This is a genomic window from Photobacterium piscicola (assembly GCF_046058925.1).
GTDB classification, from domain to species: domain Bacteria; phylum Pseudomonadota; class Gammaproteobacteria; order Enterobacterales; family Vibrionaceae; genus Photobacterium; species Photobacterium piscicola.
In genome coordinates this window covers 2,759,071-2,772,350 of record NZ_CP175534.1, presented here as the reverse complement: position 1 = coordinate 2,772,350, position 13,280 = coordinate 2,759,071, and the positions used below count along the sequence as shown (strand labels likewise).

9 protein-coding genes and 1 pseudogene are annotated in these 13,280 nt (G+C 39.7%); 6 read left to right on the top strand and 4 right to left on the bottom strand.

Annotated features, from left to right (window positions below; all coding sequences use genetic code 11):
- Positions 1-158 precede the first annotated feature (158 nt).
- From ACJZU6_RS13120 to ACJZU6_RS13095, 6 genes and pseudogenes are all read left to right on the top strand, one after another.
- A complete protein-coding gene (locus ACJZU6_RS13120; protein WP_327768028.1) occupies positions 159-1,391 on the top strand; it encodes an exonuclease SbcCD subunit D C-terminal domain-containing protein in 1,233 nt (410 codons plus the stop codon).
- A 14-nt stretch (positions 1,392-1,405) separates the two neighbouring features.
- On the top strand, positions 1,406-5,203 hold the full coding sequence (locus ACJZU6_RS13115; protein WP_408900400.1) for an AAA family ATPase: 3,798 nt from the start codon (positions 1,406-1,408) through the stop codon (positions 5,201-5,203).
- Between the two features lie 178 nt (positions 5,204-5,381).
- A complete protein-coding gene (gene phoB / locus ACJZU6_RS13110) occupies positions 5,382-6,071 on the top strand; it encodes a phosphate regulon transcriptional regulator PhoB (RefSeq protein WP_408900399.1) in 690 nt (229 codons plus the stop codon).
- Positions 6,072-6,223: 152 nt separating this feature from the next.
- Positions 6,224-7,555 carry a phosphate regulon sensor histidine kinase PhoR gene (phoR, locus tag ACJZU6_RS13105; protein WP_408900398.1) on the top strand — a complete coding sequence of 444 codons (1,332 nt, stop codon included), beginning with the start codon at positions 6,224-6,226 and terminating at the stop codon, positions 7,553-7,555.
- A 40-nt stretch (positions 7,556-7,595) separates the two neighbouring features.
- Entirely contained in the window at positions 7,596-8,582 is a 987-nt protein-coding gene (locus ACJZU6_RS13100) for a PstS family phosphate ABC transporter substrate-binding protein (protein WP_408900951.1), read from the top strand.
- A gap of 147 nt (positions 8,583-8,729) precedes the next feature.
- Positions 8,730-9,452 (top strand): annotated as a pseudogene (locus ACJZU6_RS13095) (substrate binding domain-containing protein); the annotation flags it as partial.
- A gap of 283 nt (positions 9,453-9,735) precedes the next feature.
- On the opposite strand, the gene ACJZU6_RS13090 reads toward ACJZU6_RS13095, so the two are convergent.
- From ACJZU6_RS13090 to ACJZU6_RS13075, 4 genes are all read right to left on the bottom strand, one after another.
- Entirely contained in the window at positions 9,736-10,752 is a 1,017-nt protein-coding gene (locus tag ACJZU6_RS13090; RefSeq protein ID WP_408900906.1) for an IS110 family transposase, read from the bottom strand.
- Between the two features lie 373 nt (positions 10,753-11,125).
- A complete protein-coding gene (locus tag ACJZU6_RS13085; RefSeq protein ID WP_158258934.1) occupies positions 11,126-11,284 on the bottom strand; it encodes a hypothetical protein in 159 nt (52 codons plus the stop codon).
- A gap of 207 nt (positions 11,285-11,491) precedes the next feature.
- The gene (locus ACJZU6_RS13080) at positions 11,492-12,475 is read right to left on the bottom strand and encodes a competence protein CoiA family protein (RefSeq protein WP_408900397.1); all 984 of its coding nucleotides are present in this window, start codon (positions 12,473-12,475) and stop codon (positions 11,492-11,494) included.
- Between the two features lie 265 nt (positions 12,476-12,740).
- Complete coding sequence (locus ACJZU6_RS13075) at positions 12,741-13,262, bottom strand: hypothetical protein (RefSeq protein ID WP_408900396.1); 522 nt, start codon at positions 13,260-13,262, stop codon at positions 12,741-12,743.
- Positions 13,263-13,280: the final 18 nt, after the last annotated feature.

Below are 13,280 nucleotides of genomic sequence, written 5' to 3'. Positions count from 1 at the left end.
TACTAGGCTAAGTCTTGAATAATATAAAATTATCAATTTTTATTAAAATGATAATGTTTAGTTATGGTGACTATTAGTGAGTAATCAAAATCCTGTGTAGTTGATGGCTCACACGGTACAATCTGATGATTATTTCTGGCTGGTAGTGTTATCCCATTATGAAAATTATCCATACCTCTGATTGGCATCTCGGCCATCAATTACATGGCTATAGCCGCGCAACCGAACATCAAGCATTTTTAGATTGGCTTGCTGATACCCTTGAGCAACAACAAGCGGATGCCTTATTAGTGGCAGGGGATATTTTTGATACTGCTAACCCTGCCGCCAGTGCGTGGGAAATGTTATATCGATTCTTAGCGCGATTAGCTAAAACATTGCCCAAATTAGATGTGGTAATGATCGGTGGCAACCATGATTCACCCAGTAAACTCGATGCACCACAAGCGTTATTAAAGGCCTTTGATCTGCATTTAGTCGGTGGTATTCACCGATTAGATAATGGCGAATTAGATTGTGAGCGGATGTTAGTGCCATTAACTAATGCTGACGGTGAACAAGCTGCATGGGTGTTAGCGGTGCCATTTTTACGTAGTGCGGATTTACGCACTGAAAATTTAGCTGAAACAGATGATCGACTGATTAAAGGGGTTGAAGTGTTGTATGCCGAAATGACGGCTGCTGCTCGTGAGCGTAAACAACCTCAGCAAGCGTTAATCGGTATGGGTCATGCGTATATGGCGTCAGGCAAAATATCTGAAATGTCAGAGCGACGGGTATTAGGGGGTAATCAACATGCGTTGCCAGCGACTATTTTTGCCGATGATGTTAGTTATGTTGCCCTTGGTCATTTGCACTTGGCTCAGAAAGTCGCTAAGCAAGAACATGTGCGTTATTGCGGCTCACCAATACCATTATCAATGGCTGAGCGTAATTATAGTCACCAAATTGTGATGGTTGAATTAGACGGCACTGACGTTACTAATATTGAGCCAATTACCATTCCTCGTCGTGTTGATATGCTAAAAGTACCAACTAAACCTGCGCCCTTAGATGAAGTATTAGTGGCACTTAAAGCGCTATCTGATGATGAGCTTCCTCGTGAGCAACAACCGTTTTTAGAAGTGCATGTGTTACTTGATAAGCCCCAAGCTTTATTACGTGAAAAAGTGTTACAAGCGTTGGAAGGTAAATCGGTTCGATTGGCTAAAATTACCCCGCATTATCAACAAATTGAACAGCAACAAGGTTTGCAGCATCAACGTTTATCCGAAGTGTCACCACAACAAGTATTTTCGCTGAGCTGGAATAAAAAATACGATGGTGAACCTGATGCTGCGATGACAGCCGCTTTTGAAAGTTTATTAGTGCAAGTTGAAGAACAACAATAAGAGAGAATAATAAAATGAAAATACTTGCACTGCGTGGTGAAAATTTAGCAAGTTTACAAACCAAGTTTGAGATTGATTTTGCTGGTGGACGCTTAGGCGAAGCGGGCTTATTTGCTATCACGGGTAAAACAGGCGCGGGTAAATCAACCTTGCTCGATGCGATTTGTTTAGCGTTATACGATCGTATTCCTCGCCTGCAATCTAATAAAAAAAATGATGCTGAAATCGGGCGTGATGATGACGATAACCGCATTAAAGCCAACGATGTGCGCAGTATTTTATCGCGCGGTAAAGCCGAGGGTTTTGCCGAGGTAGATTTTATTGCTAACGATGGTTCGCATTGGCGTACCCATTGGCAAGTGCGTCGTGCTCGTGGTCGTGCTGAAGGTAAAATGCAAGCCGCTGAACAATGGTTAGAGAACATTGAAACTGGGCAACGTTTTGCGGGTAAAAAACAAGAATTACAAACTGAAATAGAACGTTTAATTGGGTTGAGTTTTGATCAGTTCCGTCGTGCTGTGATGTTACCTCAAGGTGAGTTTGCGGCATTTTTAAAAGCGGGTGCTGATGAACGAGCCACCTTACTTGAACGAATGACGGGCGGTGAAATTTACGGTCGGTTGTCGATGGCGGCTTATAAGCGTTCAGCTGAGGAAAAACAAAAGCTGGTTCAGTTACAAGATAAGCTTGGCGATGTGGCCTTATTAACGGATGAGCAAAAATTGGCATTAAATAGCCAGTTAGAGGTTGTACGTCAGCAAGTTAATACTCAGCAACAACAGCTTGAGCAATTAAAACAGCATCAGGATGTCATGCTAACCGCGGTAAAGTTACAGTTACGGATTACTGACAGTGAGCAACAGTTACAGCAAGCTGAGTACATTCAACAACAAGCAGCACCACGTTATATTGAGTTACAACAATACGAACAAGCTTTGCCTGCCCGTGGTGACTTTACGTTATTAGCACAAGCTAAACAGCAAGTCAGTAAGTGGACGGTAACAGAGCAACAAAGCAGCGCTACTTTAAAAGATAACCACCAACAGCAAGTGCAATTGCAAGCAAGTACTGAGCAATGCCAACAGTTACTGACTCAAAAACAACAGGTGTTTAATGCGCTAGAACCAAAATTAAAGCAAGCAGCCACCATTGAACAACAACATCATGGCTTACAGTTGCAACGTGATGAGTTACAACTGCAAGTTTCACAGTTAACTAACGCGTTAGCACTTAACCGTGAGCAATTATTAAAGCAGCAACAGCAACAACAGGCCTCGCAGCAACAGTACCAACAGCTGGTGGTTGAGTTAGAGACAACGCAAGCGGTGAAAGCGTTAGCCGAACAGCATAACGCGATCAAAGATAACGTTAACCAATTTCAGCAAGCACAAACCGATATTGCTCACCTGCAAGCGAATATTAAACAACGTCAAATAACATTAACCACAATCACTCAACAACAAGCTGACTTAGAACAACAGCTATCAGGTTTCGCGGCACAACAGCAACAGTTAACGGTACAAGTTGCAGCGCATGATCTTGCTCAATTAGAACAAATACAAGATCAACAACGTCAGGATTATAGTGCTTATCAGCAGTGTAATAGCCAATTAAAAGACAGTTTATATGGCTTAGATAAGTGGCATGGACAGCTACAGCAACGTGATAAATTGCAGTTACAACAGCAAGCATTAGCGGTAACGATCACCAATAATCAACACCGTTTAACCGTATTAGCCCCTGAATTATTACAATTAGACGCGCAACATAAAGAAGTTGATCATCAACTGACTCAAAGTCGTGCGGTGATGAACTTAACTGATTATCGTGATCAATTGATTGAGGGCGAAGCATGTCCGTTATGTGGTGCGCTTGAACATCCATATCAGCAACATAATCCGCAAGTTGCCACCATTATTAGTCAGCAACAGCAGCGATTGCAGCAGCTAGCCCAACAATTGCAAGATGTTCATGCCGAGCAGCGTCAACTGACCCAAACCATCACGCAAGATCAACACACCCAAACCGAATTAGCGCAAGAGATTGATGGACTTAATGCGAATATTCAAACATTAGTCAGTCAGCAACAATGTCATTGGTCTGATTTAATGGCGCTTGATCTTGATGCGATAACGTTGGCTGAAATTAGCTTATCCGCCGTCAGTGATGTGGCTCAATTGGCACATTATCAAGCCAATTGGTCACAAGCGCAGGATGATGCGATAGCACAAATGCAGACCATTAAAATCCAAGGCGAGCAGCGTAAAAAACTGATCACCGAGGTTAAACAGCAACAGCAACAGTTGCTGCAATTAGGTCATCAACAAGCTGAGCTCAAAGAAACCTACCATCAGTTGTCGCAACAACAAACGCAAGCGCAAGAACAGCAAAAAGCGTTAGTGTCACAATGTGAAAGCCAACAAAAAGTCTACGAACAAAGACAACAGGCATTAAATACAATTTATGGTGATGATAGGTGGTTAACTGCATTATCTCAGCAAGGTAAAAATAGTTTTATTGCTGAACTTGAGCAACAAATAGCGCAATATCAAACCAATGTTAGCCAACAACAGCAATTAGAAAAACAGTTAGCTGAACGTGCTCCTGTATTGGCTCAGTTAATCAGTGGCGTTGAGCATAACGAGCAGCAGTTACAGAAGATGACCAATAAAGATCATCAGTTAACGCAACAACAAACGCTATATTGGCAACAACGGCTTGAGCTCATTGGTGAGCAATCGTTAGATGTCATTGAAAATAAAGCCAAAGCTGAGCTTGAACACCAGCAACAACAATTACAGCACCAACAAGCCCAGTTAAATCAGTTAGCTGAAGCGATGGCGGCGAATGAGGCGCACAATCACCATGCGACACAGCAATTGTTAGAAGTAACTCAAGAGCAAGAAAAATTACAACATACTTTATTATATTGGTTTGAAAAATTAGCCCTTACCGAAGCTGAATTGACCGCATTATTGAGTAAAGATGATACATGGTTGCAACAACAACGGGCTGAACTTAAACAAATAGAACAGGCATTATCTGCCAGCCAAACAGTATTAAAAGAGCGTCAGCAAGCAGATGTTGAGCATCAGCCGTTGGTCGAATTAGCGACAGGTTGGTTTACTGACCATGACATCAGCAATGATGTGAGTTCACAACAGCAAACCATGACGGAATGGCTGGCTCAAAAACAGCACAGTGATGATCAGGTGTTTCAATTACGTCAGCAATTAGTCCATGCCGAGCAAGCGGAACAACAGGCAGGGGATCTACGATCTGCGTTAGCGACACAACAGACCCAAACCGAGTTGTGGTTACAAATGAATGAGTTGATCGGTTCAGCAACAGGTAATAAATTTAGAACCTTGGCACAAGGGTTAACCTTACAACAATTGGTGTTAGCGGCGAACGAACATTTGCAAGATTTAGCCCCGCGTTATGCTTTGCAACCCGTTCCTGGTAGCCCATTAGCATTGCAAGTTATCGATCATGATATGGGCGATGAAGTCCGCAGTGTGGAATCGCTTTCTGGTGGCGAAAGTTTCTTAGTGTCGTTGTCGTTAGCGTTGGCATTAGCATCGCTTGCGGCAGATACGCGCCAGCTCGGCTCACTGTTTATTGATGAAGGTTTTGGTACGCTTGATCCTGATAGTTTAGAGATGGCATTGGCTTGTTTAGATGCTCTGCAAGCGGATGGGCGTCAGATTGGCGTGATTTCACATGTTGGTACTTTAGTGGAGCGGATTGGGGTTCAAGTTGCTGTCGAAGCTATTGGTGGTGGACGTAGTCAAATTGTCATTAAAGGGTAATAAGATTGCCATTAATTACATGGCTTTTTTTCTTGCAATATCAACTAATAAGCCTATTTTAAACGGTTATTATTAATTATATTAAAACGCGCTTTATCTGAAAAAGTCACAAAAGTGTCATAATGAACACACATAATGATGCATGTCAGAGAAAACAAACGACTAGGTATATTTTATTATGGCAAGACGGATTCTTGTAGTAGAAGACGAAGCACCGATTCGCGAAATGTTGTGTTTTGTCCTAGAGCAAAATGGATATCAAGCAATAGAAGCTGAAGATTACGATAGTGCATTAGAAAAAATGTGTGAGCCGTATCCTGAGTTGATCTTAATGGATTGGATGTTACCTGGAGGCTCTGGCATTAACCTGATTAAGCATTTCAAGCGTGATGAATTGACTCGCCAAATTCCAGTGGTGATGTTAACCGCCCGTGGTGAAGAAGAAGATAAAGTGCGTGGTCTTGAAGTGGGTGCGGATGATTACATCACCAAACCCTTTTCACCGAAAGAGTTAATGGCACGTTTGAAAGCCGTGATGCGTCGTGCTTCACCAACGGCTTTAGATGATGTGATTGATGTGCAAGGATTGAAGCTAGATCCTGTTTCACATCGCGTAACCTCTGTTGATGAACCATTAGATATGGGCCCGACTGAGTTTAAGATGCTGCACTTTTTTATGACTCACCAAGAACGTGTTTATAGCCGCGAGCAGTTGTTGAACAATGTGTGGGGCACCAATGTTTATGTTGAAGATCGTACCGTTGATGTCCATATTCGTCGCTTACGCAAAGCGCTTGAAAATGGTGGTTACGATAAAATGATCCAAACCGTACGTGGGGCGGGATACCGTTTTTCGACACGCATGTAAATATTCCATTGTGCTTACCCGCCGTGGCAAACTCGTTACCTTCATTATTATCATGCGCCTGTGATAGCAATGAAGGTTGTGTTGGTTTTATCGAATAGAAAAATAGCGTAACGGAACCACTGTGCTACTCCGTTACAGCTAGGAGTAAACATGTGGAAAGATTGACATGGAAAAAGTTGGTTGGGGAGCTGATATTATTTTATCTTCCTTGGCTTATACTTGGTGTTATTTTTGGCTATCTACCGTGGTTTTTATTGATCGCGAGTTGGATCCAACTTGGATGGCATTTTCATAACCAACTTAAAATGTCGAATTGGTTATGGAAAGATCGTAGCTTAACGCCGCCTTCAGGCTCTGGCAGTTGGGAACCGCTGTTTAACGGTATTTACCGCTTACAACAGCGTAACCGTCGCCGTCGCAAAGAACTGACTACCTTAATTCGTCGTTTCCGTAATGGTGCCGAATCATTGCCCGATGCAGTGGTGGTGTTTCGTAGCGAAGGTAATATTGTCTGGTGCAACAAATTAGCCCAACAATTATTAGGTTTGCGCTGGCCTGATGATAGCGGTCAACCTATCAGTAATTTGTTACGCAGCCCTGATTTTGTACGCTACCTTTCTCGTCAAGCTTTTGATACCCCATTAGAAATAACCTCACCGATGAATTATGACCGCACTCTAGAATTACGGATCATGCGCTACACTGAGGGTGAATATTTAATGGCGGTACGTGATGTGTCACAGTTAAAACAACTGGAAGGCATGCGCCGTAATTTCTTTGCCAATGTGTCCCATGAACTACGCACCCCAATGACCGTCTTGCAAGGGTATCTTGAAATGGCACAAGATCCTGAAATGCTAATGGGACCAATGTGGGATCGTGCTCATGGCGTGATGACCGAACAATTAGCGCGTATGAATGCGTTAGTTGAGCAATTATTAACGTTATCTAAAATTGAAGCGGCACCGACGATTGAACTAGAAGAAATGGTCGATGTGCCTGCAATGCTTGATATTTTAGAAAAAGAAGCCATGTCACTCAGTAGTAATAAAGATCAGTCATTTACCTTTGATGTTGATAACAGCTTAAAAGTCTTTGGCGATAATGATCAACTCCGCAGTGCTATTTCAAACTTGGTTTATAACGCGGTTAAACATACTCCGAATGATGCTGCTATTCATGTGCGTTGGTATCGCTCACCAACAGGACCTCGATTAGAAGTAACGGACAGTGGTGAGGGTATTGCTGCACAACATATTCATCGATTAACTGAACGTTTTTATCGAGTTGATAAAGCCCGCTCACGTGAAACTGGCGGCAGTGGTTTAGGGCTCGCTATTGTTAAGCACGCATTAAGCCATCATGATGCACATCTAGAAATTGAAAGTGAAGTTGATAAGGGCAGTACCTTCTCATTTACGCTGCCAAGTCGATTAGTGGCTGACACCAGATTGCCACATGCCATCACCAATGATCATTCTTAAAGGGTAAGGATACCTAATGTTATTGTCGCCACTCACTAAAATGGTTACGACTACACTCAGCGCCGTTACATTGTGGAGCGTAGTAGCATTAGCCCCCGTTATGGCTGCAACGACCTCTACCGTTGAGGTTGATACTCAGTTGCAGCCTTATCATAAAGTCAGTGGCATTTCGGGTAATTTATCATCGGTAGGATCAGACACGTTAGCCAATTTAATGACCTATTGGACTGAGGCTTTTAAACGTCAATATCCGAACGTTAATATTCAAATTCAAACATCAGGTTCATCAACAGCCCCAACTGCGCTGGTGGAAGCAACGGCACAGTTAGGGCCAATGAGCCGTGAAATGAAGACCAAAGAAGTTGAGGCGTTTGAAAAAGAATATGGTTATAAACCAACAGCAATTAAAGTAGCAGTAGATGCATTAGCAGTATTTGTGCATGAAGATAACCCGCTTAAAGGCATTAATTTCGAGCAGTTAGATGCAATATACTCACGAACTTTACGTTGTGGCGCATTAGTACCTATTACTCAATGGGGACAACTAGGCTTACCTAATAGTTGGCAACAACGGGATATTCAATTATTTGGTCGTAATTCTGTATCTGGCACCTATGGTGACTTTAAAAAGCGTGCTTTATGTCGTGGCGATTTTCGTAATAACGTTAATGAACAACCGGGCTCAGCTTCGGTAGTGCAGGCTGTTTCAACCTCGCTTAATGCCATCGGCTATTCAGGCATTGGCTATAAAACTACGGGCATTCGCGCTATTCCAGTTGCTCGTGAAGGCTCTGATTATGTTGAGGCAACAGTAGAGAACTCAATTAACGGTAATTACCCGTTATCACGTTATTTATATTTATATATCAATAAACATCCCAACAAAGCTCTAGCACCGATGGAGCAAGAATTCTTACGGTTTATTTTATCCAGTGATGGTCAGAATATAGTGCAAAAAGATGGTTATATTCCATTACCTGTTGCGATTGTGAATGAAAACATGGTGAAGTTGGGGTTGAAAGATTGACGCTAGTGTTAAGGTTGTTGCGGCGCGTTAATATTACATTAACGTGTGTAGACTGCCAATAAATGCTCTAAAGCTCTGTGGTTGCTATTTATGCAGTAACGTAAAACACCCTGAATAAAGAAATTTACTCAGGGTGTTTTTTTTCTACTATTAGAAAATACTCATCGCTTAACTCAAAATTATCGTTCAGAGCCCAAAGGAACATTGAAGATCACCAGTTCTATGATGTTTGGTCGTCAATATGTACAAGATGCGATTTCTATTTTTCAGCATCAATATCCTGATGTGAAGTGTGAACTTAGATTAGAAGATAGAATGGTTGATATAGTGCAAGAAGGTTTTGATATTGGGTTTCGAATTGGTAAGGCTAAAAACTCCAGCTTGATATCAAGAAAGATTGCTCGAAGTCGTTTATTAATTGTCGCTTCTGCTGATTTTATTAAACAACACGGAAAAATAGAGACAATTAAAAGATTAGAAACGTTACCCGCAACCATTTATTCGGCACCGGGATTATTAATTGATAAATTTAGCTATCTTGATGAAAATAAAAACGAACATCAATTTAAGCTTAATGCTATTTATAAAGTTAATGATGTAGAAATGATGGTCAAAAGTGTATTGGCGGGAAATACATTGGCGGTTGTTTCTGCGCAAATGCTTAATGATGAGATCATTGAAGGTAAACTAGTTCCTATCATGACTCATTTAAATATTGATGATTATGGAACAGTTTATGCGGTGTACCCTCATCGAGATGCGCCTATTAAAACGAAGCTCTTTATCGAGATTCTAAAGTCAGTTGTTGGCGAAGATGTGCCTATTTGGGAGCAGAATATTCCTGATTTTGATGTCTTGTATGGCCATTAGAGCTTATGTTTATTCGCGCGGGTTGTATCTATACATAAATAGGCCCCAACAAAAATGTATGGTCCGCCTCGTTATTGCAAGTGCAAATTTCGATAACGAGGTTGGTTTGCGCTAATGTATTCGGAGTTTAATTGAAGTTAACTTACTTAAACTTCATCTCCACGATAAGCTCCGCGCCAGATAATCCTTAAAAAGCCGAAAGTGTATAATCACTGTTTTTTGTATCAGGTCCTTTATCTGGTGGTTTAACCGTTCTGTTATCTCTCTACACATGCAAATCTGATTAATTTAGTTTTCTAAATGGCAATCCAGTTACCATTACTGACCAAGCGATCCTTGCCAACTTATTAGCTAACGCCACAACTACAACATTAAATGGTTTTCGTTTTAATAATTCTGTTATCCAATCCCCAAAAATAGCTTCAGCTATTTTTGGCCTTGATATCAAAGCTCGTGCTCCATGAATAAATAATGTCCTTAATGACTTATTCCCTCGTTTACTGATACCCAGCAGTGTGGATTTCCCTCCTGTTGAATATTGACGAGGAACTAAGCCTACCCATGCTGCTAAATGTCGTCCATTTTTAAAATCTTTTGGTGATGGTACTTCTGATAAACATGCGCTCGCAATCATCGGTCCAATACCTGGGATAGTTTGTAATAATTCACCCATTTCTGATTCTTTCAAAACTGCTTTTATCTTTTTATCTTGCTCAGCAATCTTTTGATGTAAATATTGATAATGCTCATAAAGAACAGCTAATTCTTGAAGCAAAAGTGGTGGTAAGGTGTGATTTTTATCGGCAAGCCATTGAAATAATTTTCCCATGGCAGCGTGTCCACGAGGAAAATTGATACCAAATTCAAGTAGTAGTGCACCAATGCGACACATCGTTGCTGTTTGTTCTTTAATAAACCCAGAACGGATACGTTGTACTGCAGATAAAATTTGGGATTCTTCAGTTTTGACACTAACAAAACGCATTGAAGGTCTAGCAGAAGCTTCAGCGATAGCATCAGCATCAATGTAGTCATTTTTGTTAGTTTTTACATAGGGTTTAACGTATTGAGGAGGGATTAGTTTGGTGTTATGTCCAAAAGATTGGCACTTTCTTGCTAGCCAGTGAGATCCAGCACAAGATTCCATCGCAACAGTAGTTTTATCAAGTTGAAGCAATATTTTTAATAGTTGAGCACGGTTACATTTTTTGCGATATACCTCACGGCCCGCATAATCGTGCCCAATTAGATGAAATGAAGTTTTGCCTAAATCAATACCAAGTACTTTAATTAACATGATGGTTCGCCTCTCTAGATACTCACAACTAAAGCCTAGCGGCTTTAGAGTGAGGCGGACCATCTAATTAAGCCTTAGTACCGATGGAGCCAGAATTTTCACGGTTTATTTTATTCAGTGATAGGCAGAATATTGTCCAAATTCGATTACCTGTCGCGATTGTGAATGAAAATCTGGTTAAGTTGGAGCTGAAAGATTGAGGTTGGTGTTAAGGCTACTGAGGTAGCCTTAACATCAAATCTATTTATGAGTACTCAACATGATCGCTATTCATTTAGAACGAACAGAATAGCTGGTGTTTTAATGTTTTTTTCTAAGAGAAAACAGAGATAAACCCACGTTGTGATGTTACCTAATTCACAAATCACTACTTCAACTATTTCTTTGCTGTGTTGTTATGGCTTTGTTTTTGTAATGCTATTTGATCACTAATCAATTTAAATTCTTCAGCTAGATCGTCATAATTTTTTTTGATTTCTGGGTCTTGTAATGCTTTTTTTTTATACTGTTCAAAACTAACAAATTGACGTTTCAATATAAAACCCTCATTAACTAAATAGTACCTTTCATTCATTTTTAAATGTCATCATGGAAAATTATAATGGTGATATGGAGCTAAATGTCACCATTTTGTCTATTCTTAATCATCAAAAATACCGCCTCAATTTGGGCGATATTTAACATTTAATCTATTTATGCGTACCAACATTGCAAGTCCAATATCCTAAGAAGCCTCTAGATATTAAAAATTACGGTTAATAATCTTCATAAACTCAGAAACGGCTGATTGTCCAGAAGTGACTCTTACATTTGTATTATTACTTTGAGATTTATCAGAAAGAGGAAGACTATTAAATGGAGCATTATCAAAAATATATAGAAAATTATCTCCTTGTATCATGCCGCAATTTGCACAAGTATTTGCCCAGTATGACCCACCATACTGCTTTGAGTATCTGAATTTAATTGTTTTAGGTTTTAATATTGGAGGTTCTACTTCACTAAAAGGCACTCCCATCCACCAAAATACAGGAATCTCTTGCTTACATTTAAAGCAAGTTTCAACATCTGCAATATATGCTGCTTTAGTTGGAATTTTTATCGGTGAATATAGAGATTGATCAATACCATATTTATCTGCTGTCTCAATTACATGCTTAAAATGATTTTTACAATTATTACAGTAAGAATCTTTTAGATTACTCTGTGTTGGAATCCAATTTGACGGATTGAGAAGAACATCCTCAGCCTTAATTTCTATCCAGTATGTCTTTAAATTTTCTGCTTTTATTGCATCAACCTCATGAGTATTAAATATCTCTATAGCTAAACCGATAGAATCAGAACGATATCCAACCACATCGCAAACATAATTACCGACTTTGACCTCCAGTTCTGCACTTGTAAAAGTATTTACAGGCAAACTGATAGAGTAAACATCTCCGCAGTTTCGACAATGATTATCTAATAATATTACTTGATTACCTTTAGCGTTTTTTTCAATAACAGTCTGAACCAATTTCTTAGCTGTAATGTGTAATACCGACTCTAAATTGCAGCTTGACGAAGGGGGATGAGAAAAGTGTTTTACTCTTTTTTCTCCTGCCCGATAAATTAACCGTACTCCACAGCTAGGACAATCGTACGTCTTTCCTTTTTCTGCATTTTCTACTGGAGTTAATTCACCTATTTCACTTAATCCATATGGTATCTTTAAATTTTCCATTAATACTCCAAGATTTATTACACACCAATAAAAATCATTTTCATCACAACTTTTCTTATTCTGAACATGAATTAAAATTCATGATTATACATATAGTTATGATGAAATAACGCTGTAAATATATTAACTCTAAATAAGACAATAATTCATGATTATAAAACCAATTTAACAGCATCCATTCTATGTGATCCAATACGCGATAACGTTCAGATACAAAAAGACCGCCTCAGTGGACGGTCATTTAACAAGAAAAATTTTATGCGTACTAATAAACACTTGTAGTTTTCTTTTGATTCATTACCACCGTGACAAATTCATCACGCCAAGATTCTAAATGTCGAATCACTGATAAAAGTTCAACCTTATTGGATTCACATAGAAGTGCGAGAACATTAGATAATGGATATTCTAAAGACTTAGATATATCAAATACATCTTGAAACGTGTATTCGCTGAGTTTTCCTTCAGGTTCATGCTTCCACCAATTGGCAGCAGAATTAATTAAAGAGATACAAGTCTTACCGTTAGATGATACGGAACCATATTTAAGAGCAGTTTTTTTGTCTATGTTTGAATTCCACATAGTATCAACCATGTACTGCTGCATTGCTACAAATCCAATACCTATAAAATATTCCGTATTTTCATAAATACCAACATTATAGCCATCATTATATTGATCAACTTGCGATAATAATTGAGTTATTTTTTCATCTAACAACCCAATAAAATCAATTAATAATGGAAGCTGCAAATCACAAACTTCACCCTTAGACATTAAAAACATATAGCCCCCCTCATTCCA

Bases quoted from the DNA above. Each gene is read 5' to 3' on its own strand.
- ACJZU6_RS13115 (WP_408900400.1), top strand. From the start codon at position 1,406: ATGAAAATACTTGCACTGCGTGGTGAAAATTTAGCAAGTTTACAAACC.
- ACJZU6_RS13100 (WP_408900951.1), top strand. From the start codon at position 7,596: ATGGTTACGACTACACTCAGCGCCGTTACATTGTGGAGCGTAGTAGCA.
- phoB (WP_408900399.1), top strand. From the start codon at position 5,382: ATGGCAAGACGGATTCTTGTAGTAGAAGACGAAGCACCGATTCGCGAA.
- ACJZU6_RS13120 (WP_327768028.1), top strand. From the start codon at position 159: ATGAAAATTATCCATACCTCTGATTGGCATCTCGGCCATCAATTACAT.
- ACJZU6_RS13080 (WP_408900397.1), bottom strand. From the start codon at position 12,475: ATGGAAAATTTAAAGATACCATATGGATTAAGTGAAATAGGTGAATTA.
- ACJZU6_RS13075 (WP_408900396.1), bottom strand. From the start codon at position 13,262: ATGTTTTTAATGTCTAAGGGTGAAGTTTGTGATTTGCAGCTTCCATTA.